The sequence below is a fragment of the Ruegeria sp. MALMAid1280 genome (assembly GCF_049195285.1).
In the GTDB taxonomy this organism is placed as follows: domain Bacteria; phylum Pseudomonadota; class Alphaproteobacteria; order Rhodobacterales; family Rhodobacteraceae; genus Ruegeria.
Genome location: NZ_JBMIRT010000046.1, coordinates 124,021 through 146,932, shown reverse-complemented (window position 1 = coordinate 146,932; position 22,912 = coordinate 124,021). Strand labels below are relative to the sequence as shown.

Annotated in this window: 20 protein-coding genes; 8 read left to right on the top strand and 12 right to left on the bottom strand. The window is 59.4% G+C overall.

Annotated elements, in window-relative coordinates; genetic code table 11:
• Positions 1-121: 121 nt before the first annotated feature.
• The 6 genes from ACOQFT_RS10450 to ACOQFT_RS10425 all read right to left on the bottom strand — a co-directional run bounded on the left by ACOQFT_RS10450 (position 122) and on the right by ACOQFT_RS10425 (position 7,263).
• A complete protein-coding gene (locus tag ACOQFT_RS10450) occupies positions 122-2,671 on the bottom strand; it encodes a glycoside hydrolase family 9 protein (protein WP_421597863.1) in 2,550 nt (849 codons plus the stop codon).
• Between the two features lie 3 nt (positions 2,672-2,674).
• Positions 2,675-3,637, bottom strand: coding sequence for a glycosyltransferase family 2 protein (locus ACOQFT_RS10445; protein ID WP_421597862.1), 963 nt, complete (start codon positions 3,635-3,637; stop codon positions 2,675-2,677).
• A gap of 1 nt (position 3,638) precedes the next feature.
• Entirely contained in the window at positions 3,639-4,604 is a 966-nt protein-coding gene (locus ACOQFT_RS10440) for a glycosyltransferase family 2 protein (RefSeq protein WP_421597861.1), read from the bottom strand.
• The gene (locus ACOQFT_RS10435) at positions 4,594-5,565 is read right to left on the bottom strand and encodes a sulfotransferase family protein (RefSeq protein WP_421597860.1); all 972 of its coding nucleotides are present in this window, start codon (positions 5,563-5,565) and stop codon (positions 4,594-4,596) included. The genes ACOQFT_RS10440 and ACOQFT_RS10435 overlap by 11 nt, the downstream gene beginning before the upstream one ends.
• 3 nt (positions 5,566-5,568) lie before the next feature.
• Positions 5,569-6,435 carry a sulfotransferase domain-containing protein gene (locus ACOQFT_RS10430; protein WP_421597859.1) on the bottom strand — a complete coding sequence of 289 codons (867 nt, stop codon included), beginning with the start codon at positions 6,433-6,435 and terminating at the stop codon, positions 5,569-5,571.
• Positions 6,436-6,510: 75 nt separating this feature from the next.
• Positions 6,511-7,263 carry a WecB/TagA/CpsF family glycosyltransferase gene (locus ACOQFT_RS10425; RefSeq protein WP_421597858.1) on the bottom strand — a complete coding sequence of 251 codons (753 nt, stop codon included), beginning with the start codon at positions 7,261-7,263 and terminating at the stop codon, positions 6,511-6,513.
• A 15-nt stretch (positions 7,264-7,278) separates the two neighbouring features.
• Between ACOQFT_RS10425 and ACOQFT_RS10420 the strand changes: the two genes are divergently transcribed.
• The 4 genes from ACOQFT_RS10420 (at position 7,279) to ACOQFT_RS10405 (ending at position 11,623) form a co-directional block, all read left to right on the top strand.
• Positions 7,279-7,590, top strand: a complete 312-nt coding sequence (locus tag ACOQFT_RS10420) for a hypothetical protein (protein ID WP_421597857.1) — start codon at positions 7,279-7,281, stop codon at positions 7,588-7,590.
• A gap of 3 nt (positions 7,591-7,593) precedes the next feature.
• Positions 7,594-9,825, top strand: a complete 2,232-nt coding sequence (locus tag ACOQFT_RS10415) for a GumC family protein (protein ID WP_421597856.1) — start codon at positions 7,594-7,596, stop codon at positions 9,823-9,825.
• A 177-nt stretch (positions 9,826-10,002) separates the two neighbouring features.
• Positions 10,003-11,391 carry a GMC oxidoreductase gene (locus ACOQFT_RS10410; protein WP_421597855.1) on the top strand — a complete coding sequence of 463 codons (1,389 nt, stop codon included), beginning with the start codon at positions 10,003-10,005 and terminating at the stop codon, positions 11,389-11,391.
• On the top strand, positions 11,381-11,623 hold the full coding sequence (locus ACOQFT_RS10405) for a hypothetical protein (protein ID WP_421597854.1): 243 nt from the start codon (positions 11,381-11,383) through the stop codon (positions 11,621-11,623). Before ACOQFT_RS10410 ends, ACOQFT_RS10405 begins: the two co-directional genes overlap by 11 nt.
• Before the next feature lie 10 nt (positions 11,624-11,633).
• Here the strand turns inward: ACOQFT_RS10405 and ACOQFT_RS10400 are convergent, their stop codons facing one another.
• Positions 11,634-12,032 (bottom strand): GtrA family protein, encoded by a 399-nt coding sequence (locus ACOQFT_RS10400; RefSeq protein ID WP_421597853.1) that lies wholly within the window; start codon positions 12,030-12,032, stop codon positions 11,634-11,636.
• Between the two features lie 184 nt (positions 12,033-12,216).
• Here ACOQFT_RS10400 and ACOQFT_RS10395 point away from each other — a divergent pair, with 184 nt between their 5' ends.
• A complete protein-coding gene (locus tag ACOQFT_RS10395; protein ID WP_421597852.1) occupies positions 12,217-13,203 on the top strand; it encodes a glycosyltransferase family 2 protein in 987 nt (328 codons plus the stop codon).
• Here the strand turns inward: ACOQFT_RS10395 and ACOQFT_RS10390 are convergent.
• The 5 genes from ACOQFT_RS10390 to ACOQFT_RS10370 form a co-directional block, all read right to left on the bottom strand.
• On the bottom strand, positions 13,169-14,665 hold the full coding sequence (locus ACOQFT_RS10390; RefSeq protein WP_421597851.1) for a hypothetical protein: 1,497 nt from the start codon (positions 14,663-14,665) through the stop codon (positions 13,169-13,171). The genes ACOQFT_RS10395 and ACOQFT_RS10390 overlap by 35 nt on opposite strands.
• 123 nt (positions 14,666-14,788) lie before the next feature.
• A complete protein-coding gene (locus tag ACOQFT_RS10385) occupies positions 14,789-16,096 on the bottom strand; it encodes a polysaccharide biosynthesis/export family protein (RefSeq protein ID WP_421597850.1) in 1,308 nt (435 codons plus the stop codon).
• 42 nt (positions 16,097-16,138) lie between these two features.
• Entirely contained in the window at positions 16,139-16,666 is a 528-nt protein-coding gene (locus tag ACOQFT_RS10380; RefSeq protein ID WP_421598025.1) for a sugar transferase, read from the bottom strand.
• Between the two features lie 591 nt (positions 16,667-17,257).
• Positions 17,258-17,461, bottom strand: a complete 204-nt coding sequence (locus tag ACOQFT_RS10375; RefSeq protein ID WP_421597849.1) for a hypothetical protein — start codon at positions 17,459-17,461, stop codon at positions 17,258-17,260.
• A 322-nt stretch (positions 17,462-17,783) separates the two neighbouring features.
• Positions 17,784-19,187, bottom strand: coding sequence for an oligosaccharide flippase family protein (locus ACOQFT_RS10370; RefSeq protein ID WP_421597848.1), 1,404 nt, complete (start codon positions 19,185-19,187; stop codon positions 17,784-17,786).
• A gap of 404 nt (positions 19,188-19,591) precedes the next feature.
• Here ACOQFT_RS10370 and ACOQFT_RS10365 point away from each other — a divergent pair, with 404 nt between their 5' ends.
• The 3 genes from ACOQFT_RS10365 (at position 19,592) to ACOQFT_RS10355 (ending at position 22,912) form a co-directional block, all read left to right on the top strand.
• Positions 19,592-20,932: an O-antigen ligase family protein gene (locus ACOQFT_RS10365; protein WP_421597847.1), complete on the top strand. Its 1,341-nt coding sequence runs from the start codon at positions 19,592-19,594 to the stop codon at positions 20,930-20,932.
• Between the two features lie 131 nt (positions 20,933-21,063).
• The gene (locus ACOQFT_RS10360; RefSeq protein ID WP_421597846.1) at positions 21,064-21,978 is read left to right on the top strand and encodes a sugar phosphate nucleotidyltransferase; all 915 of its coding nucleotides are present in this window, start codon (positions 21,064-21,066) and stop codon (positions 21,976-21,978) included.
• Positions 21,905-22,912, top strand: coding sequence for an NAD-dependent epimerase/dehydratase family protein (locus ACOQFT_RS10355; protein ID WP_421597845.1), 1,008 nt, complete (start codon positions 21,905-21,907; stop codon positions 22,910-22,912). Before ACOQFT_RS10360 ends, ACOQFT_RS10355 begins: the two co-directional genes overlap by 74 nt.

Genomic DNA, 22,912 nt, shown 5'->3' with positions numbered 1-22,912 from the left:
CGTTCCACCCGTCATATCCAAGACCGCTGGAGCGCGAAAGGGCTGCCGACACCTTTGTGATAAAGGGCGATTTACGGCCCGTTCAACCCTGCCCTTTCGTGAAGACCGGTGCAGATGCGCGCTATTGCGAGGGCTCGGGGTTGTTCTGATTGACCATCGCGCAGGCCACCAGCCATTCCAAAGCATTGGATTTGATCCCGTGTTCGGCGCAGATCGCGATGCCTCGGCTTTCGAAAATCTGCGCATAGATGGGCCAGTGATCCTGTTCGGCCGGGAATATCGCGTCGGCGGTCTTGCGCTGTTCCCACTGATGCAGCTTGCCGCCCGCCACGCCAAAGCTGATCTGCCCCGGAATCGGAGGGTCCTGGTTCGGGTCCAGCATCAGCGGGTCCGAGAAATCCCGGTGCCCCAGCCCCTGAACAAAGCTGGTATTGGACGGGTTGCAGCCCAGTCCGAACCACATCCCTTCGGCCACGGCATCCGCCATCCTTGAGGGAAGCTCGCCGTTCACGGCCTGATACAGCGCGAATTCCCCGGCGCGCCAGTTCGACCCGGGCCCAAACCGCAGCCAGCCGCGCCCCCACGGGTAGGTATCGGTATTATGCAGGCCATAATCAGCCCCCATCCGATCAGAGCGCTTGGCGCGGTACCCGATCCAGCCTTCGATGGCCGCCACAATCTCGGGGTCTGTCAGCCTGCCATCCCGCGCGGCCAGTACGTATTCGCCGTAGGCGTGCGGGTCGCGCCCCTTTTGAACCCCCTTCGCCGGGGTGTCGGATCGCGGAACAAAGGGGTTGTGGCCTTCGAACACATCGCGGGCCTCTGTATCCCCGCTGGCGCGGTACAGCACCGCAGCTGCAGCCACCCGTGCCTGCGCCGTGACCTCTTGCGCCTTGGGGTCGCGCGCGCCGGGTTTTTCGGACAGAAAGTCCTGTTCCGCCCAGCGCCAGGCCTGAACCGCCTCGTTCATCAGCGCATCACCCAGAACGGGATCCCCGCAGACATGTTTGATGACATGCCCAAGTTTCGCGGCGCTCAGGGCGAAATTGTAGGCGGCCCAATCCTCGGGGCCATAAGCATAGGCGATCTGCACCGGGTTCCAGGACACCGAGCCAAATATCCCCGGATTCGAATACTCCACCCCACCGATCACCGCGCCATCGGCACCCTGCGTCCTGCGCCACAGGGAAATGCCCCACAGCGCCTCGTGTATCAGGTCCGGCAGAACCGTCATCCCGTCGCCCCGGTCCGCCGCGTCCTTGCGGGCCAGCACATCGGGATGGGCAAAGGGTTTGCCGCTTTCGGGCAGGTTCATATCCAGACTGCGGGTATGGTCGAGCAGTTCGACGATATTGGCCATGTGATAGACGACATCCATGTGCTGAATGCGCCGATCCCAGTCCCCGGCATCGTGCCACCCGCCCCAGGCGTCCGGATTGGCCTGCGCCCGGGCCGAGACAGGCACATCATCCAGACCGGTCACCCCGACCGGCTGGTCCGACAGCAGCTTGGTCGCACTGGTTTTGCCGTAGCCTTCTCCGGTGTCACCCAGCCGCGCATCGGTCTGCCAGACGGTCAGGCCATCCTCGGGGTGGCCATTGCGTGGACGGGTGCGGCCTTCGCTGAAAGGTTCGGCAATTGCGCAGCCGGACCTTTGCTGGAAATACCAACGCGCCGCCAGCCGCAGGGCTTCGGCATAGGGGGTGTGCGAAATGCGGAATGGGAACGACTGACCGAACCCGTCCACCAGCAGGGTGTATTCACCCTCGGCATCGATATCCGAGAAATCGGCCTCGTATATGTCGCAGCCGTTGAAGTTCTGCCCCTTGCGATGCGGTTCCGAGGCCGGTTTGGCCAGAGTCAGACGACCGCTTGTCACTTTGACACCATCGGCGGTCGCGATGACCGTCCAGGCAGTTTCGGGCGACAACACCGCGTCAGTGCTGCCGGGCCGCCCCTCGGTGTCATGTCCCCACCAGGCTCCGACATAGGCCTTTTTCGGACCGCTCAGCGGATACCCGGCGTGACACACATGCAGCGCCTCGTTGAACAGCTTGGGCGACCTACTTTGTTTGGCCGCTGGTATGGAGGGTCCTTCGAGCAGCACCTGTGCCCCGTCCGGGATCGCGCGATCCAGCACCAGTGTCAGATTGTGCCGCTTGGTGCTGTGCCATTCACGTTTGGCCACGGCCAAGGTCCGGATCGGAACGGACTTGCGGTAAACCGACACGACGCCAGCGGGGTCTCCGTCAATGGTGACTCGCCATTCACCGGGTTGATCCACCGTCGCGCCGCGCTGGAAAAACCCATTGCTGGCGTTGAAGCCAGTCAATTGGCTGTCCGGGATGATCTTAGGCCAGGCCGTAAAGCGCTGCGGCTGCGACGGGTTGGTGTCGCCCGAGAAATACCCCTCGACCCCGTTCAACCGCCCCATCGCGCCAAAACTGTCAAACGGATCGGGCGACCACCTGCGCTCGTCCGTGTGCGACACCGGAACAGTCGGAGAGACATCGAACAGCGTATCAATGACCGTAAGCTGAACGGCGTTTTCCCCGGCAAAACCAATCGCAGCGTCAGGGCCGGTTCCGGCAAGGGCAATCGGCCCCAGTAACGGACCGGACGCTATCAGCGCGGTGCCCTGAAGCAGCACGGAACGTCGGGAAAGTGCCATTTGTCAGTGCCTCCCCTCGGGTTTTCCTGGTCCGACGGTACCTTGTTTCGCGGATCGGTCCAAACTTTGCAGGAACCGCCGGATCAGCTTGGGGCGAAGCAGGCTGTCGGGATACAGAACCGCGCCGCACAACCCTTCGAGCAATGCAGTGGATTTGCGGCCGTATTGGTATTGATTGCGGACCCCGGACCAGAAGATGTCGATCTGCCGGGCGCGCAGCAGGCGGCGCAGCCGTGGCCCGTATTTCTCTCGCATGGCCGGATTGGCCGCAACTTTCTGCAGGCTGGGTACCCGGCGGGCAAACACCGAGCCGCGCGCCTGATGATTGGCGCCGCTGGCCACCTGACGGTACTGCAGCAGCGGCGGCCCCTCGACCACGGCAAACGGTCCCAGCAGCGCCACCCGGCACCAGAACTCCCAATCTTCGCCCTTGATCAGGCGTTCGTCATAGCCCCCGGCCTGCCGGGCGATATCGGTCCTGAGCGCCAGCGCCCCGCCATTGACCACAAAGTTCTTGCACAGCAGCGCATCCAGTTGATCCTGCGCGGGCACCAGCACCCGATTGTCGGTGCTGCGCATCGGATTGCCGTCGATATCCATGCGCTGCACGCCTGCCAACGCCCCCACCGCAAAGCTGCCGGTCAGCGTGTCGTAATAGCTTTGCAACGCCTCGGGGTGCAGCAGGTCATCGGCATCCAGAAACAGCACAAACGGCGTGTCGGCCTGTGTCAGGCCCAGATTCCGGGCTGCGCTGACGCCTTTGGCCGGGCCCTGCACTGCGTGAATCCGGACGTCACGCTGCGCGTAACTGTCAAAGATGTCGCGCGTATCATCGGTCGATCCATCGTCAATGCACGTGACCGCAAACGCGGCAAAGCTCTGGTCACATACGCTGTCCAGCGTTTCCGCCACGAACCGGTCCGCATTGCGGGCCGGGATGATGATCGAAAACACAGGCTGATCCATCTCAGCCACCCCCGACCCGATCGACCTTGACCGCCGCGCTGCTGTATTCGGCGAACTCGAATCGCAGCAACCCGGCCATCATACCCGCCCCCCGATAGACCTCGAGCAGGCCGCGAACCCATCTGGCGCGCGAGCCGAACCCCAGGCACAGGCACATTACCGCGCCCCAGCCCATTGCGCCGACGCTTTTGACCGCCCGCATCGCGATGCCCTTGCGCCGGATCAGAGCGATGCGGCTGAGCGTATTGCCCTTGCGGAACCAGCGCCGCCGCAGCCAGCGGATCGAGGCACGGTTTTCCGGCACGTCATCCCAAACCAGCGCCTCGGCCGCCGCACGGATCGTACCGCCGCCCATGCGCAGACGGGTAAAGAACTCTTCATCCTCGCCGCCCGAGATGTTGAACCGCGGATCGAACCTGAGCCAGCGATCACGAATGGCCGACGCCCGCACCACGGAATTGTTGGTGGCCGCCGATACCAGTTCGACCCCCTGCTCATAAGGCCCCATACGAAACAGGTTCAGCGCCTCGACCCAAGCGGGCGGTGTTTGCCGGTAGCGCGGCTCGACCGGGCCCTGGGCAGCGACTGTATCGGGCAGCGCCATGGTCTTCAGCATCTCGGCCAGCCAGCGGTCGGAAACCACTTCGTCATCGTCGAGAAAGGCGATGAAATCGGCGTCCGGAGGCACCTCGGACAGGGTCCGGTTGCGGGCCGCCACGATGCCGCGTTCACCCTCGGTCACATAGATCACCGGCCAGCGGGACAGGTTTTGAAGATCGCCCGGACTTGCCGCAGCCGGGGCATCGGGCGCGTTGTCGGCAATCACCAATGTCACGCGCACCTGATCCGGCCTCAGCGTTTGAGTGTTGAGGCTTTCGATCAGTGACCGCAGCCCCTTTGGACGCAGATAAGTGGCGACACAGACGGCGATATGCGGTCCCGGGGTCATGACGCGATCACCGCTCATACCCGGCAAGCTCCAACGCGCTTCCGGCCAGCTTGTCAAACCGGGCCTTTTGCGCATCTGACCACGCGGCCCAGCGCTTGACCGGGTTAAAGTCCGAAGGCTTGACCTGCGGTTGCCAGCGCGCCTCGTTCGCGGCGGATGACCGCGACGACCCGCGCACCGGCATATGGTCGACCCGGTCCCAGGGGAAGGTTTCCGGCGACAGCTCGGTATGGGCCAGCATCTCGGTCACGAAATGCTGTGGGTCGGCGACGATATCCTCGTAACGGGCCACCATCGTAGTGTCGTTTTCATTCACGCCGCCCTCGGCAAAGCTGGTGATGGCTTCGGTCCCAAGGCGCCATTCATCCGCCAATTGGCGAAAGGTCTTTCGGGTCAGCGAATACCGCGAAAAGGTGTTCAGCGTGGAATCCACCACATCGCGCCCGTCACGCAGGCACAGGATCAGCCTGGCATCCGGAAAGATGTACTGCGCCAGCGTCAGGTTATGCACATGCGGGCATTTCAGCAGGATATGCTTGCCCGGGGCCTGCGCCTGCAAGCTGCGGAACCACGCCCCGGCCAGCATTGCCAGCAGGTCGTATTCCCCAAGAACCTCGGCATTGCGCGGAAAATACCTGAGGAACGCGCGGCCGAACGCGGCCGCATCATCGGCGGCGTGCAACAGGGGGAATTCATATAGACGCCCCGGATCTGCTGCGACGTCCGGGTGCATGGCCGCAAGATCCCGGACGAAATTGGTGCCCGAGCGTGGCATTACCCCAAAAACAAGGATAGGCGCGTTGACCTCACCGCTGGCGCCGCGCGCCACCTCCGCCAGACGCGCGCCCTGTTCCGGGGAAACCGGCGGCAGGAAATCGTCGATGGTCAGAAACCGCGCCCCGATCAGACGCCGGGCAATCTGGCCCATCTGGTTGATGCGCATCTCTCCGAGTGTTTGGGCTGCCTGGCTCAGTCGCATCGCTTACACGCCATCCCTGCGCTCGCGCCAGGCCTGCCAAGGCAGGTCCACGCGGCCGGTCACCTTGGCCACGAACTCCATATCCGGCGTGAACAGATCGGTCAGTTTCTTGCGGGTCTCGCCAGTGGGGGGCGCGACCTTTGTCTTCAGATGCTGCCTGTTCATCGACAGGGCCTGCTTCAGCCCCGGCAGGCCTTTGACCTTCCGCACCGCGCCGCGCATCCCCAGCGACCGCATCATGTCACCACCCCGGCGCAACGTGCGCTGCACCGCCGGATTGCGATAGGTGACGGTTTCATGGTGTCGCTCGGACAGCGCCGCCGGGTTGTGATCGGGGGCGATCGCCAGATGCCGGCAAATCTGGTCATAGGTGCCCTTGGGATCATCCGAGATATCCTCGGAAAACAGCAGCAGCAGCGCAGTGCGGTCAAAACAGTCCAGCCAGCGTTCCAGATTCATCTTGTACTGGCTCTGCCGCTCATAGGCCGGGTTCTGTGCCAGCGCATCCTCGAACGAGATCGAGGACGCAATATGCCCCTTGCGGATTTCATGCAGATGGTTGGAATAGGCGCGCTCGACCGGGTCGCGCAGGATGCAGATCAGCTTGAGGTCCGTGTTATAGTCCCGCGCCCGTTGCGGGGCGTCCTGACTGAAGAAATAGGTGGGTGAGCATTCGCCCTTGATAGTCCCGGCGGGGCCTTCGGCGAAACAGCTTTCGTACCAGATATAACCCCGGTCGTAATTGGCGGTGAAAAAGTTCAGCTCTTTGGTGTCGCCCGTGGTCACGGCGGAATGACCCGAAAGCACATGGTGCAGCCACGTTGTCGCCGCTTTCTGCGCACCGATTCCGATGAATTCGACCTTACTCACACCAATTCACCTTTCAAAACACGCCGCCCTGCCAATACTAGCGGCTCGACTCAAATCATCCCTGACGATCCACCCTCATCTGCGGCCAAAGCGGTTGGGTACGTCCTTGCGCAAAACAATGCTCAGCGCGTGCGGCAGGGTCCGCATATATCTTCCGATCAGATGCCGCGGCCCCGTCGCAACACGGTGCAGCCATTCCAGACCCAGCGCCTGCATCCAGTCGGGCGCGCGCGCGTAATCACCGACAATATAATGAAAACACCCGCCACAGGTCACGATCCAGGCACAATGATCCAGTTTCGTCGCGACCCGTTCGGAGAAAAACTGTTCCTTCGGCTTGCCCAGCCCGACCCACAGAATATCGGCCCCGCTGGCGTTGATATCGGCCACCACCTCGTCCTCTTCCGAGGGGTCGAAATACCCGTGGTGCCGCCCGGCCAGTTTGAGGTCGGGGTACATTTCGGCCAGTTTCTCGGCACAGTCGCGGTTGATCTCTTCGACACCGCCCAACAGATAGAAACTCAGCCCGTTGGCCGCTGCAGCCTTGGCGGCCCAGTGAATGAAATCGGTTGTTGCGGTCCGCTCGGGGATACCCAGATTCCCATAAGACAATCGCGACGCCCAAACGACGATCTGACCGTCTGCATGGGTGATATCGGCGGAATCCATGGTGCGGGCGAATTTCTCGTCGCTGGCATAAAGCGACATCGCCTGCGCATTCGAAGAGAAGACGGTTGTCGCACGGTTCAGCTTGCCGCTGCGCCGCCGCTGCACGTCTTCCAGCATCACTTCCGTCAATTCGTCAGCGCCTACGATCGCAACTGGCATACCTCCGACGAAAGCATGCGGCAGACGCTTATCCAGGATCTTATTCATGTAAAAGCCAACTGGTCACAAAAATACAAACACGAAAACAGGTTATCAGGCCCACCGATTCTTGCTAGGAAATTCAGCGTTTTTGGGCCGGATTGTTTCGAATATCGCGAGTATTTTCGTAATTTCAACCAAACTTGCTTACTTTTCGCCGCCAATTGTGGTTTGCTTGGCGCATTGTTGAGTATTTCTGGCCCGCGGCTGATGGCTGCTGACGCGTTTTTTGTTTGGCATTGGCTACCGGGCTTACGTGAACCATATCTGTGCCACACGTTGTTATGAGTGATGACTGATCAGTACCGCCGAGGGCTAGAAGTAGAGTTATCGGGCCTGGGGCATCCCCCTGCAGGCGACCCCGAACTCAGGATGCTGTCCAATGTTGCCTGGGCCATCCGACGATCGATTCTGTGGATTCTGGCCATAGCCGTTGGCGGGGCTTTTGTGGCGTATCTGTTCACCTACACCGCGGATACAAAATACACCTCAAGCGCCAAGGTCATGATTGAGACCAGGGTGCAGACGGAAACGCAGTTCACGCCGCAGGTGTCCGGCCTGCCGCTGTCGCTGACATCGCTGGAAAGCGAATTGCAGTTGCTGCGGTCCACGGACCTTATCGAAAGCGTGGTCGAACGGCTGGATCTGCAAAGCGACCCCGAGTTTTCAGGCGAGGGGTCCGGTGTGAACCTGAACCCCATTGCCCTTGCGCGCGGGGTGAAAAACGCCTTGGTCGACGCGCTTTCGGGCGGGGATGACGTGGACGGTGCCGAGGATGGCGAACGGTCCGAGGACGTGTTGCGCCGCGAGGCGGCCATTGAAAGCCTGCTGAGATCCAGACGCATCGAGCAGGTAGGCGACACCTCGGCGGTGTACGAAATTCGCGTCACCTCGGAATCCAAACGCAAGGCCGCGCGGATCGCCAACAGCCTGGCGTCCGAATACCTGTCGGTTCTGACCAGAATGAAACGCGACGCCCTGGGGCAGTCGCAGGACTGGCTGGCCATCCGCATCGGACAATTGCGCGAGGATCTGAACAGGCTGAGTTCAAACCTCGAGACGCATTCAATCGAAATTCCCTATTCACCTGATGAATACGCAACCATCAAGGCGCAACGGATCAAGGCGGAACGGCGGTCTTCGCTGGCCAGTGAAAGCCTGATTGAACTGGAAGAGCAGACAGCGGCGATCACGCTGCTGCGCGACCAGGGTAAAATCCAGGAGGCGGCGGACTATGCGGCGCAGGTCGGGCTACTGTCGCGCAGCTCCAACGGCGACATCACCGATCAGGCCGCCATTACCGCGCTGGATGCGATCCAGACGGCCTCGGAACGGAAAATGGATCAGTTGAATGCCCAACTGACCTCGTTGAAACAAAACATCGAAACCTTCAAGGAACAGCAGGCCCGCCAGGTGCAGCATGACTCGGTCACCAAGCGAATCGAAAACGAAATTCTGGTCACCGAAGCGATCTATCGGGATTTCGTGTCACAGCTGGGCCGCCGGGCCGAACAGGGCGACTATCTGGATGCTGGCGCCCATATCATCGAACGGGCGCGCCCTGCGGTTGACCCGTCTGAACCCAAACGATCGCAGACGGCCATTGCCGTCCTGTTCGCGATTGTTTTCTTTGGTCTGGTCGGAACCGTCATTCGGGAGGTCTTTCAAAAACGCCTCCGGACCACGCAGGAGTTTGAAAGCGCAACCGGAACCAAGCTGTCTGCAATCTTGCCCGAAATCCGGGAAGAGCCACCCTTCGAGACCTTCTTTGCCCATGCCGGGAAACTGGCCCCCGAGCTGCGGCTTTTCGGAAAAAAACTGCTGGCCAGCGGCGATGTCGGCCTGCGCGTTTCGCCCGGTCAGGCCGAGCCCGCCGCCGCACAGAACGGCCATTTCACGTCCAGGCGTCAGGACAGGAAGTCCGGCCAATCCGACGCGCAGACGCAATGCACGATCTTTTCCGGTGCCTCCGCGCTGCCGGACGAAGGCAAGTCCTCGGCCCTGTTGTTGTTGGGGGCCGTGTGCGCCAAGGCGGGTTACCGCACGTTGATCATCGACTGCGATACCGTCGCCTCTGCCTACCGCGTCTATTCCCGCATGACACCCGAAGCCCTGCAACACGCCGCGACCGATCCGGAGTTCTTGTTGAACTATGTGGTCGGCAGCCCGCAGGAGGGGCTTGATATCCTGCCACTGATCCGCGGTCAGGGCGAAGAGGCGCAGGCAGACGCCGGGGATTTCCTGTATTCGCCCGCCTTCCTGGATCTGCTGTATTCGTTGTCAGACATGTATGATGTGATCCTGCTGGATACCCCGCCGTTGCTTTCGGCCGTCGAGTCGTCGCACCTGTCGCAAATCTCGCACCGCGTGTTGTTGTTTACCCGCTGGAACAGCACGCGCAAAAACACCGTGTTCCAGGCAATACGCGAACTGGAAAACGCGGGCCTGCGCATTTCGGCGCTGGTGGCAACGCGGGTCGATCTGAAAAAGGCCGCGCTCTATGGCGACCCGAATTTCGGATGAGACGCTGTTTGCACCACCGCGGGGCTGCGCTTTTGTGCACAAGTAAAGGCGCCGGATTTTGTTGCCCATTCACCAAGGATTGACAGGAATAATGCACGACCAGAACCGAAAATCGCTTAACCTTGCCGGGGCATGTGATGCTTCCACCAACGCAAATATACCGGGTGGGTGACCGTTATGCGGGTCTTGGCAAGTGAAGTAGATTTCAGCACGTACGACGTCATCGTTGCCGGGTCCGGCCTGGCAGCCTATGCCATGGCCAAACGCCTTGGCGTCCACGGCAAAAGCGCGATCATGCTTGAAACCGGAGAAGCGCAGTACAACGATGACATTCAATCCGGTTTCGCCCAGATTTACGGTCGCGGTCATCTGGACGGGTCACACTGGCCGCTGCACTGGGTGCGCGCCATGGGCGGAACCTCTGCCGTCTGGGCCGGGTATTGCAGCCCGCTGATCGACCGCAACTTTCGGCAATGGCCGATCACGCGCAGCGACCTGGACCCCTATTACAAAATGGCGGCGGAGTATCTGAACAGGCCCGAACCCTTTCTGACCTATGCTTCGGATTTTGAGCCGGGATTCGTTTACCGGCCTATTTCCACCGAAGATCCGTTGCGCCTGATCCGCGAACCCCAGCTCTACGATCAGCTGCCCGCAACCGACCTGGCGCTTGGCGCCACGCTCAGCCACCTGCACCCAAGGCAAGACCGCCGGGGGATAGACGCCATCTCGATCTACACCCCCGAAGGCGGCACCAGACGCATTGACCTGCGAGGCGGTCAGACCGTCGTGCTTGCCGCCGGGGCCATGGGCAACGCGCAGATTCTGCTCAGTTCGCAATCCGAAAACGGGCCTGCGGTCGGCAATGAAAATGATCAGGTCGGCCGCTACCTGATGGAACACCCGCATTTCCCCGATTGCGCCAAGCTGATCGGCAACGGGGACTTTCGGTTTCCCACCGTCCCCGTCGGGTTCGGTGAGCTGACCGCCCTGCTGGAGCCGGACGCCGATCTGTACCGGCAAATCGGCGGGCTTGAGGTCTCTGTCGCGTTGTATCCCGGAAAGTTCATATCGGAAGATCCCGTCGAGACGATGTTTGCCAAAAAATGGGGCGACAGCGCTGTGGCCTACGGCATCATCGTCCGGGCAGAAATGGATGCCGAGCCTGAAAACAGGGTCACCATCCAAGATGGCACCGACCCTGCAGGGCTGCGAAAGCTGCGCACCGATTTCCACATCGGCGCCCGCAGTTTCCGGGCGGTCGACACCTTTCTGGAGACGTTGGGCGCACGACTGATCGCTTCGGATACCGGACGGTTGCGCGTGTCCAACGAAGAGATCATGTTCGGCGTCACCGGGGGCGGTCACACTCTGGGCACGACGCGGATGGGGGCCAGCCCGCAAACCAGCGTCGTCGACGCCGATTGCCGCGTGCACGGGTATCAGAACCTGTTTGTTGCAGGCTCATCGGTGTTTGCATCCGGCGGTCACGCCAATCCAACGCTCACCATCATGGCGCTTGCGACGCGGTTGGGCGACAAACTGGGGGTGATAAATGAAGTTTAACGTAACCCGCAGAAACCTCATGTTCGGCGCGGGCGGTTTTGCCGCCGGGGGTGCCATAACCGGGGTTGTCGGTTTCAAGTTCCGCGACCAGGTCCGGCAGCTTCTTGGGGTGTCGCGCCCCAATATCGATCAGCTGGGTCTGGCGACAGGGATGGACGACGAATGGCTGCTGACCCCGGAAGACCGGGAAGAGCTTGGCCGTCACCTGGCCGAGAACACGGTCGCTCAATGAACCCCGCCTCTTATTTCGGGGTGTCGCCTGCGTCCAGGATACGGCGTGAAAACAGGAAATTGATGACCATCCCGGCCAGTGTCGAGGGCACCAGCGCAATCACCGGATAGGTGCCTGCAATCTCGTTCAGCCGGATCACGGCGACAAAGACGGCATAGTTCACCGCCAGCCCAAAGCTCATCGCCAGCACGTAGCTGACGAATTCCTTTACGGTGGGTGACGCCCGGGTCGCAAAGGTAAACGTTCTGTTCAGATACCAGGTCGTGGTCACGGCCCCGAGGAAGGACAGGATACGCGCGACCTCAGGTGCCCAATGCATCCCCTCGATCGCGACCATCAGCAGCACCGCATCGACCACAAAGGCAATGGCGCCCACGATGGCAAATTTCAGAAACTGAGAAGAGGGCATCTTTAAAACACCACCGCTGCAATCAACTTTCCCAAAGTGCCTTCGCCCCAGCACCTGAACCACCCGGCCACAGGCTAGTGCTTTGTCGGATTTATCAATTTTCCTTTTGGCACGTGCGTATTTCTGGTACTTCTGAACTTATTCTATGAATCCAAGTTATTTTAGATTTTGGAGGAAAGAAACTGTGTTGAAGGAAAACGAAGCTTCGGATTTGCTGGATGGCACCCCGCAAGATCAAGCTTCAGGTACCGAGTGTCGGGTTGCGGTTGTTTTGCCCTGTTACAACGAAGAAGCTGCAATTGGTTTGACGATTTCTGAGTTCAGGGCGGCCCTGCCCGATGCCGCTATCTATGTTTTTGACAACAACTCGACCGATGCGACGATCGAAGTGGCGCGAAATGCCGGCGCGATTGTCCGGACCGAGGCCAATCAGGGCAAAGGCAACGTGGTGCGGCGGATGTTTGCGGATGTCGAGGCCGATATCTACGTAATGGCGGATGGCGATGCCACCTATGACGCCAGCACCGTGGTCGAGATGATCGATCATCTGCGCCGCAACAATCTGGATATGCTGAACGGCGCGCGCCAGCACTCGGACGAGGCCGCCTATCGCCGGGGTCACAAATTCGGAAACCGGCTGCTGACCTCGATGGTGCGGGTGTTCTTTGGCAAAAACCTCGATGACATGCTGTCGGGCTATCGGGTTTTCAGCCGTCGCTTTGTCAAAAGCTTTCCCAGCATGTCCAGCGGGTTTGAGATCGAAACCGAGCTGACCGTCCATGCGCTGCAACTGCGGCTGCCGATTGACGAGGTCCCGGTCAATTACCGGGCCAGACCGGAAAACTCGGTTTCGAAACTGTCGACCTATGGGGACGGTCTCAGGATTTTGAGGATGATCAGCTTTCTGGTGAAAGAAGAAAACCCAATGCTGTTCTTCCTGTCACTGGCCGGAGTGGTTTTTGTGCCGTCCTTTCTGGTGTTCCTGTCGGTGCTGCTGGAGTTCATCGAAACCAGCCAGGTGGCGCGCTTCCCGTCCTTGTTTGCATCCTTGACCGGGTTTGTTCTGGCCATCGTCTGCGTGGCTTGCGCCCTGATCCTGGATACCGTGTCACGCGGTCGGCGCGAGACGCGGCGTCTCAGCTATCTGCAATACCCTGCCCCTGCGCCCTAGGCGCGGGCCTTTTCGATGTTTGGAAGACCAGCAGGGTTGCCAGGAACGGCAGCAACCAGATGACCCGCGCCTGATAGCGGTGGTGCGGGTCCGACAACACGCCACAGATCACCGAATTCATCAGCAAGGTCGCAATAATCAGCACACCCAGCGCCAACGCCGCATTCGAAACCGACCGGCTGCCATAGACATATGCCACCGCCAGCAGGCTGAGCGCGGCGGCCGCATAGACGAAGCCGGACACAAACCCAAAGGGATAGCGGCCTTCAACCGCCAGCGAGGCCCCATACCGGCCCAGATCAGAGCCGCTCAGGTAATTCGGCGCGCTTTCGGCAAAGACCCGTTTGGCAGTGTCGAATTCATACAGGCCGAACATGCCCAACTGTCTGACCGTATTTCGCAGTGATGCCTTTAGCTGCATCATCGGATTGGCCCTCGCGGCCGTCAGAAAGACCGAGAAATCCTCGTCACTCAGCCTCTGTTTGGTGTCTTCATCGGCAGATTGGTAAAAACCGTTCGGATCCCACAGGAAGAATTGCGAGCCCCGGTTGTCCAGAGGTGCCGCCTTGCAGATGGCAAAGTCGTGGCCATAGCAGTCGTTTTCGACCATCTCGGCGACCGGGCCGTCCTCGATCCCGCGTGCGGTCAGGAAGGGCAGGCTCTGCGGCCAGCTGCCGAACACGGCATGGGATACGAAAGCAAAGGCAAAGACCGCCGACACGCCGGTCACGAAGGCCAGACAGGACATAAGCCAGCCGGATATCAGGGGCCGGACCCGCGGCCACAGCCACAGGATCACCAGCAGCGTCAACAGACCGAAGGTCAGCAGTATGTGGCTGCTGTGGATGGCGACCGATGCGGCCAGCACCAGCCAGCAGACGATCTGTTGGGCGGCGGTCAAGCTGCGTCTGGCAAAACACAGCAGAAACAGGCACAGCGGCACCATGGCGGCAAACACATCCGGCATTGCATAGGTCGAGAAATAAGGCAGCGGCGTCACCACGGCGCAGATCGCGCCGATCACCAGATAGGGTTTCGTGGCGTTGCCCGGACAGATCTGGCGCACCACCAGCCAGACCACATAGGCAACGACCAGCGATTGAAACAGCGCCAGCAGAAAGGCCTCGGATTGCAGAAACACGAACACCAAGGCCCCGTAATAGGGCGAGCGTGACATCGGAATGGCGCGCCCGCCTTTCCCGGCCTGATCCGCCGGGACCGCATTTGCGTCGGCGGTCGGGGCGACGTCCTCAGCCGCGCCCAGCTTTCCAACCACCACCTGCACAACCGCCTTGCCCGCATTGTTATAACCGCGGGAGTCGAAAAAGATGAACGGATACCCGTTTATCGCCGCAGGCACCGTTTGCATAACCGCAAAGCACAGCACCAGAAGAAAGGCCTTGAGAGTGCCGAGATGTGCACCTTCCGAAGCGAGCGCCGTTTTTACCTTGAGATATGCCATATCAATGTCTTCGTGCTTAAAGTCCTGATCCGGGACCTGCGGTTTGGTCAGCGCGCGGGTTTTCCAGACTATGTCGGGGTCCCTTGCGCAATATGGGGTCTATCGGTTCTGATTTGTGGGATTTCACTCCGTCAGCTGGGTTTGCTGCGTCACCTGCACGACCGAGATTTCAACACTGTCGCCCGGCAGCAGCTGGGTCAGCTTGTCGACCCGCAGCTCCTGCAATTGGCCGTCGACCACCCGGAAGACCGTCACCGAGTAATCAATGTCGCTGATCAGGCTTTCGGTGCCGATCTCGCTGGAGGCACCGGCAAGGTATTTCGCGATCGTATCCATCTGCAGGCTGGCATCCCGAAGCGCCAGATGCGCATCCCGGCGCTGCTGCAACAGCCGCAGGGACCGTTCCTGTTCGTAAAACTCGCCGTCCCGCTTCAATCGGGTCAGAACCAGATTGGTGGCGGCCAAATCTTCTTCGACCTCCAACAGACGCGTGGCGGACAAAACGGTTGTCCGGCGTGTATCGGCCAGTCTGGACCCTGCGGTCAGACCCCGTTCGATCATGCTGACAACCCGTGCCTCTTCTTCTTCGTCAGACACCAAAGCCTTGGCCAGTTCGGTTTTCTGCTCTTGCAGGATCTCGATGCGCTGCTGGGCCTGATCTTCGGCGTCCTCGAAATACTCCCGTTCACCGGCTTCGTTTTCCTGATTGACGGTCCTGATCCTGAGTTGTTCGGCAATCAGTTCTTCCAGAACCGTGTTCGAAACCGAAACCTGTTCCAACGTCGGTGGTGCCATGTCCAGGTTCTGTCTCAGCTCGGACGTGGTCCGCCAGACCTGAACCATCGCCTGCGCGTGTTGCAGCGCCGCCTGACCATAGGTGGTCTGCCACCGCATCAGCTGGATCGGGTCCACCGTCACGTCATCGGCCAACAACATGCTTCTGACACCCCCGGCCAGCGCGACGGCCTCGCGCGCGGTAATGGCCGGGCGGAAATCAATCTGCCCGGTCCGCGCCACGTCACCGCCAATGATGATGGGCCGGTATCCGTTGCGTGCGACCTCAATCTCGTCGCCATCCAACTGGATGATGTAAATCTCACCATTCTGGTTGTACTGCTTGACGATCTTTCCCGCCGCATCCAGCCGCACCAGGTTTTCCAACTCATCCGCCAGCAGGCCCTTGGCCTCGAAATGGCCCAGCCACTTGAGGTTGACGTTGCCATGGGCATCGATGATGGCGTCGAAGGAAAGCCCCTCAAGGCCGGTCAGGGACACGCGTATCTGGTCCCCCGGCTCAAGCTTGTAATCCGCGGCTGCAGGACCCGAGATCACACCCAGCACCAATACAGCGGCGAAGATGTTTCTGAGCAGATCAAAGCACCTGAGCCCGCCAGGTGCAGAACGAAAGGCTGTTTTGGTCAATAACGTCATGGTCGTAGCATCACTCCGGTTTCGGGCGTTGCGGCGATCGGTTCAGCGGCCGGTACCGTTGCAGACAGCGCCGATTGTCTGAAACAGAATTTTGAGATCCAGCCACAAGCCAATCTTTCGCGCATAATCACTGTCGAAGACCGCCCGGTGCGAGAACTCGACATCATTGCGCTCGGATACCTGCCACAACCCGGTGATCCCCGGCTTCATCAGGTTGTAGTCCAGACCGGGATACAGCGCCTGCTGCTGGGGCAGCATGGGGCGCGGGCCGACCAGGCTCATATCACCGACAAGCACATTCCAAAGCTGCGGCAGTTCATCCAGCGAGGACATGCGGAGAAAGCGGCCGATCTTTGTGACCCGTGGATCGTTTTCAAGCTTTTGCCGCGCTTGCCATTCCGCCGCGGCCGCGGGGCAATCGCGCAAATGATCCTTAAAAAGCTGATCTGCGTCGATCATCATCGACCGGAATTTCAGAAAATCAAACTCGCGCCCGCCGATACCGACCCGCTTTTGTTTGTAAATCGCCGGGCCGCCATCCAGCTTTACGCACATCGCAACCAAAAGCATAAGAGGCAGGACAAATGGTGCGCCAATCAGAACCAGAAGGATATCCAGAAGACGTTTGCCCTTTACCGCGTAAAAACCTTCCAGGTTCGCGCAGTCATCCGATTTAGAAATAAAATGTTGATTTGAATTATAAATATCGGTCTCTTCTATAGGAAAAGAACCTCGATTGTGGTTCATAATGACCCCCAAAAAAACTTACTCACTGACTACTCAGAACGCACCCAAAAAATCAGGTATCGCTTAACAGGCCCACCTGCGTAGCCGCCTTAAATCATGGCGCAAGCGGTGGACTTCAAACTTCTTTTGCTCAACAGATCATCGGCGCAACGTCACTGTTTCCGTTGCCCCAAACAGTTATTTAACCCGACTCGTTAAAGGCGGAAAAGGTCGGGCTCTTGCCGGGAATATAATCGCATTTATTGCCATAGGTGACAACTTGTTTGTTAAAAACCGGCTGCGCACCACCGCGCTTTCAGCCAGAGGGCAGTGCTGTTCAGGCGATATTGCCGTGAAAATTCACCGCTATGAAAAGCGGAGTTCAGGCTGGATTCGTGGGTCGGAAAAGACCTGAAACGCCCGACAACGCGGGTATCATTGCCCGGTTTTCAGGGGCAGCTTGTCGATGACCTTCAGACGCAGCTTGCTTTTGAACACAAAGAGCAGACCGGCAACAACAGCGGGTGCGCAGACACCGGCAACAAGGCCACCGGTCACGGCCACACCCGTGCTTGCACCCGAAACAAGCAAGGCCACGATGAACATCGCAGCAACAACGGGACCCGAAAGAAGATACACAATTACCATTTCAGACAAAGCTCGTTCGGTTTGGTCTTTTCAATTTGTGACGCACCTGCGTGATCATCGCACAGTATTGTGTCGGTTTTGGGGCAGCACCCTCTTAGCGTGTACTCGTCAGGGTCCGTGACCCAAAAAAGAAACTCATCAAGAAGACGGGGGACAGCTTATCACCAATCCATCCCGACCACGATAGGTGTGTGCTCTTTTTGCAAAAATCCAGGCATAATAGGCAAATTGGCACCACCTAATGCGAGGAATTCTGCCCAGTGAACATTAACTCTATGTAAAAAAATGAATAATTCTGGCGCGGATTGCCGCTTTAAACCACCCGGAGGCGTGCTTTTTCCCACACGGTCACCGCGGCAACCTGCCGAACGCAAACCAGAATCCCGAACATGACAATCAGACCGGTCCCAAGAATTGCAAATTGCAGTGTCAGATTCGCTGTCCTTTCGGCGGCAAGCCCAAACGGTGCGTAGGCAATTGCCCCCAAGGCGGCCTTTGACAGCTCGGACATCGGAACCCGCAGCGGGTCGACCTTTCGGCCGACGTAGTAATAGGCGAAAAAGCTGACCAGGCCGCTGATCAGGAATGCGACGGGGGCTCCAGGCGCGCCGAACCGGTAGATGATGACAAGCGACAACAGGGCGTGCACCACCAGGGACCCGATGCTGATGCCCAGCTGCAGGCCGGTCATTTTCGACCGCATGAAAGCATAGCTGAAATAGGCACCCTGCAGCCCGATTATGAAAGCCGCCGGTGCCAGCAGCCTCAGATACAGGTCGGTTTGCGCGGCAAAGCCGGGTTCAAACAGCAGGTTTGTGAATACATCCGCCGCGCAGACAAGCACGACAACAATCGGCATCGAAATCAGCATCAGGAACGAAAAGTAGCGATCCAGAACCGCATCGGAGGAGCTGGTCCCGCTGGTTTCATGCGCCTCGAACACACTGGGGGCGACCACGCGCGACAGCGTCGTCATCGGCAGTTTCAATGCCTTGGACGCCAGCGTCTGCGCCGCCGCGAAATAGCCGGCCGCGTCCATCCCGGCGAAATAGGCCAGAAGGGATTGCGTAGACATTGCAAAGAACGAGGCGCTGGAAGACACCACGGCCAGCGGAAAGCCAAAGCGGAAATAGGTCCCGAGGGCATCACGGCCCGGCAAGACGATCCCCGACCGGCGCACCGCAAAAACCAGCGCATAAGCCCCGGTCATCGCGGCCCCCATCGACATGCCGATCACCGCGCTTGCATAGCCGCCGCCGCGCAACACGAAGCTCACCGCCAGGGACACGCCCAGCGCCTGACGCAGCAAGGTGACGGCGGCAAACTTCGGACCCTCGTTGTATTGCCGCAGGCAAACTGTGCCCAGTTCGTACATCGCGTGGCTGGTGCAGAATATGACGGCCAGAAAAAAGCCGCCGACCCAGGCCGCGGGCAGGATCAGTTGCACCGCAATGGCCAGGCATACCAGAAACACCGCCAGCAGCGCGGCTGCGCCCAGAACCGTTGCAATCGTTTTCCCCTGAAATTCGCGGGCATGGTGAAACCGGCCGACAGAGATGGCCAGCCAGTGGAAGGTAAAGGAAAACAGCAGCATTCCGGCCAGAAGCGTCAGGTTGTAGCGGCCGAAATCCGCAGGCCCCAGAACGCGTGTCATCACGATCAGAATCGCGATCGCAATAAAAGCCGACAGCATCCTTGGAACAAAAAACCATGTCATCGCGGACTGAATCCTTTGGCCGGCAAATCGAAACCCACACACTCAACGGCCCGGATCAGGCCCCTGAACACTCTTGAAACATATCAACTTCCGTCGCACCGAAACCAATAGTCCGGCCGCGCGCCTCAACATCAGAATACAGGCTTTGCAGCTCTTTGGGTATCGGCGCGTCTTCCTCTTACCCGTATCGCATCGCGCGCTTTTGCGATAGGATTTTGTCCAAAACGCCTTGAGGGCCAGTCTGGGTTTTGCCCCCCAACCTACCCGTTTCCATTCCCGAACCCGCGTCAAGATAGACAAGTCAGGCGCAGGTTCGTAAGCTTATTGGGGTCGCAATTTTCCGCAAGACCGCCGGATTGAGTGCTCAATTCGGGATTTGATGAGTTGACCAGTTTGATTTCGCTATGACGGCTTTGAACCAGAACAGCCCCTATCCACCTGCGTCGGGTCCGCCCTTCCGCCACATTATCCTTTTGCTTTGTCTTTTTTTCTTTCTGTGCCTCGGAACCGACCTGTTCAATATTGTCCTCTGGCAGAACAAGCTGGCCAACAAGCTGCAGATTTTGCTCTTGCTGCCTGTGATGGCCCTGACGGTTCTGTATTACCGACACCTCGTTCGCGGCACTTTTGCGGCCCCGGAAATTGCGATCCTGGTGATCCTGGCGCTGATTTCGACCACCCAGAGCGCGATGCCCATGTACACGCTCGAACGCTGCATACCCTTTGTGGTCACAACCACATTTGCCCTTGTTCTGGGCAGCATGATGTCACTGCGGGGTCTGTTGTTGTTCATGGCCACCTTCTATGCGGCCGTGATGGCCCTGACGGTTGTGGCCATCGCCACGCTTCCCCAGGCGCGGGGTATTCCGCCCTGGGGCGATACCTGGAACGGAATCTTCCTGCACAAGAACGGATTGGGGGCCGCATGTGTGATGACCATGCTGACCGCCTTCTACGCAATTGGACAGACCCGAGGGAAACTGAAGCTGGTGTTTCAGGTCACGCTTGCCATCGGGTTCCTGCTGTTGATCGCCTCGGAATCGAGAACCTCGCAGGTGGTTGGGCTTGTATCGATGAGCGCTCTGGTCGCCAGCCTGCTCTTTCCCCGGTTTGAGGTGACATGGACGATTTGCTTCATCCTGCTTTCGGTCCTGCTGATCGGCGTCATTGCCTTTCTGCTCTCGTCTCCGCTTGCCGATCCGCTGTTTGCCCTGATCGGGCGAAAACCCACCTTGTCGGAAAGAATCCCCATCTGGGCGCATACCTGGCCCTATGTCATGGACCGGTTCTGGCTGGGCTGGGGGTACAACACGTTCTGGTATCCCGAATCCAGCCATGTGGTGCAGATGTCCAACAAGGGCAATCTGGGCTTTACACCTCATTATTCGCATAACGGCCTGATCGAGACCTGGCTGAACACAGGTTTCATTGGCGTCGTATTGCTGAGCGTTGCCATTTTGCGGTTTTTCTTTTCCTCCTTTTTTAACATGCGGTTTCTCGGCAGTCGGGACGGAATTGTCTGCGCTGTAGCTTTGATGATCACCTTCATGTTCGCAAACACGACCGAAAGCTCAATGTTAAGCCGGATGGAGGCCAACTGGATGTTCTTTGTCGCCTATATCACCAAGATGCATCTGGTCGCACGAGCGGTCAGGGACAACCTCAAAAGCCGTCCTGCGGCCAACGACGCGGGTGGGGACCAATCAGGCAGCCTGGCCCCGCTGGATCGGCCGGCAAACAGCTAAAATGGGCATTTCCGGCATTTTCCGCCCATAGTGTGACCACAATGATTGACAGCACCGGCCCGTGTGGTGTCGAATTTGAATATTATTACTAGTGTTCTTATTGCGTTAACCAGTTCCTTGGGGAGGCACCATTGAAAACAGCCATATTTGCAGGTGGTAAAGGCTCTCGCCTGATCGAAGAAACCCGCGTCCGCCCCAAGCCTCTGGTCGAGATCGCCAACCGGCCGATTCTGTGGCACATCATGCAGCATTACTCGACATACGGGCATTATGAGTTTGTGCTGGCGCTGGGTTATATGGGCGACCTGATCAAGCGCTACATCTCGAACCTGTGCCAGTATCAGGGCAACCTGCGCATCGATTTCAACCAACGAGAGCTGTTCGGCGAACCCGACTATACCAACGGAGATCTGGAACCGCAGACGCCCCCCTGGACCGTCGATCTGATCGACACCGGCATGGACACCATGACCGGCGGGCGCCTGGCCCGGCTACAGCCCTATCTGGGCAACGAGACCTTCATGCTGACCTATGGCGACGGGGTCTCGAACGTTGATCTGGACGCGCTGATCGCCTTTCACAGATCGCATGGCAAGCTGGCGACCATCACCATGGTGCGCCCGCTGACCACATTCGGCCACCTGCAGGTGCGCGAGGACGGGCTGGTCGAGGGCTTTATGGAAAAACCCGAAACCGCCGCCGACTGGATCAATGGCGGTTTCTTCGTGCTGGAACCCGGCGTGTTCGATGCAGTCGCCAGCGTCAATGGCGACGAGATCATGTGGGAAGAAGGCCCGCTGCCCAAGTTGATGGAGATGGGTGAGCTGATGGCCTATCGCCACCCCGGTTTCTGGTATTGCATGGATCATTTGGCGGACAAACGCCGGCTTGAGGAGATGTGGAAAAATGGCAATCGTCCGTGGGCAACATGGGAACATTCAGAGGGTTCTGTTAACGGGTCATCTCGGCTACGTGGGGACGGTCACCGCCCCGGTATTGGCCGAGGCGGGAATCCAGGTGACTGGGTGCGATATAAATCTCTTTGACCGGGCCGATTTCGCCCCCGGCGGCGACATTCCCGACATCCCCAATCTGGGCAAGGACATCCGCGACCTGACGGCCGATGATCTGGCAGGCTTTGATGCGGTGGTGCATCTGGCTGCGCTCTCCAACGATCCGCTGGGCCAGCTGCGCCCCGGCCTGACCCAGAAGATCAACCACGAAGGCACCATTCACCTAGCCAAACAGGCCAAGGCGGCGGGGGTGTCGCGGTTTGTCTTCGCCTCGTCTTGTTCCAACTATGGCCGCGCCGGTGAGGATTTCGTCGACGAGACCGGCCAGTTGAACCCGCAGACCGATTATGGCGTCTCGAAAGTACTGGCCGAGCGTGATCTGAAGCCGCTGGCGGATGACAGTTTCACACCGACCTTCCTGCGCTTTGCCACCGCCTATGGGGCCAGCCCGCGGATGCGGTTCGACATCGTGCTGAACAACCTGATTGCGCATGCCTATACCTCGGGGCGTATCCTGATGATGTCGGACGGCACCCCGTGGCGCCCAATCATCCATGTCGAGGATATGGCCCGCGCCTTCGTCGCCACGCTTGAGGCCGACCCCAAGGTGATCTCGGGTGAGGCCTTCAATGTCTGCCGCACCGAGAACAACTATCAGATCAGGGATCTGGCCGAGATCGTGGCCGACACCGTACCCGGCGCGCAGATCGACTATGCCGCCGATGCGGGACCGGACAACCGGTCCTATCGCGTCAGTTCTGCGAAAATCGAAAAAAACATCCCCGGGTTTGAACCGAAATGGGACGCGGTGCGCGGGGCACAGCAGCTGTATGACGCGGTCAAAGCCTGTGACCTCAAGGTCGAGGATTTCGAGGGCCGCAAATACAAGCGTCTGGCCCAGTTGGAGGCCCTGCTGCAGGAAAACCAGCTGGATCAGGACTTCCGCCGGACCGAGCCGACCCCCTGA

Excerpts from the sequence above, each read along its gene's own strand:
- ACOQFT_RS10450 (WP_421597863.1), bottom strand. The coding sequence starts at position 2,671 with ATGGCACTTTCCCGACGTTCCGTGCTGCTTCAGGGCACCGCGCTGATA.
- ACOQFT_RS10445 (WP_421597862.1), bottom strand. The coding sequence starts at position 3,637 with ATGGATCAGCCTGTGTTTTCGATCATCATCCCGGCCCGCAATGCGGAC.
- ACOQFT_RS10440 (WP_421597861.1), bottom strand. The coding sequence starts at position 4,604 with ATGAGCGGTGATCGCGTCATGACCCCGGGACCGCATATCGCCGTCTGT.
- ACOQFT_RS10435 (WP_421597860.1), bottom strand. The coding sequence starts at position 5,565 with ATGCGACTGAGCCAGGCAGCCCAAACACTCGGAGAGATGCGCATCAAC.
- ACOQFT_RS10425 (WP_421597858.1), bottom strand. The coding sequence starts at position 7,263 with ATGCCAGTTGCGATCGTAGGCGCTGACGAATTGACGGAAGTGATGCTG.
- ACOQFT_RS10420 (WP_421597857.1), top strand. The coding sequence starts at position 7,279 with ATGCGGCAGACGCTTATCCAGGATCTTATTCATGTAAAAGCCAACTGG.
- ACOQFT_RS10415 (WP_421597856.1), top strand. The coding sequence starts at position 7,594 with ATGACTGATCAGTACCGCCGAGGGCTAGAAGTAGAGTTATCGGGCCTG.
- ACOQFT_RS10410 (WP_421597855.1), top strand. The coding sequence starts at position 10,003 with ATGCGGGTCTTGGCAAGTGAAGTAGATTTCAGCACGTACGACGTCATC.
- ACOQFT_RS10405 (WP_421597854.1), top strand. The coding sequence starts at position 11,381 with ATGAAGTTTAACGTAACCCGCAGAAACCTCATGTTCGGCGCGGGCGGT.
- ACOQFT_RS10400 (WP_421597853.1), bottom strand. The coding sequence starts at position 12,032 with ATGCCCTCTTCTCAGTTTCTGAAATTTGCCATCGTGGGCGCCATTGCC.
- ACOQFT_RS10390 (WP_421597851.1), bottom strand. The coding sequence starts at position 14,665 with ATGGCATATCTCAAGGTAAAAACGGCGCTCGCTTCGGAAGGTGCACAT.
- ACOQFT_RS10385 (WP_421597850.1), bottom strand. The coding sequence starts at position 16,096 with ATGACGTTATTGACCAAAACAGCCTTTCGTTCTGCACCTGGCGGGCTC.
- ACOQFT_RS10380 (WP_421598025.1), bottom strand. The coding sequence starts at position 16,666 with ATGCTTTTGGTTGCGATGTGCGTAAAGCTGGATGGCGGCCCGGCGATT.
- ACOQFT_RS10370 (WP_421597848.1), bottom strand. The coding sequence starts at position 19,187 with ATGACATGGTTTTTTGTTCCAAGGATGCTGTCGGCTTTTATTGCGATC.
- ACOQFT_RS10365 (WP_421597847.1), top strand. The coding sequence starts at position 19,592 with ATGACGGCTTTGAACCAGAACAGCCCCTATCCACCTGCGTCGGGTCCG.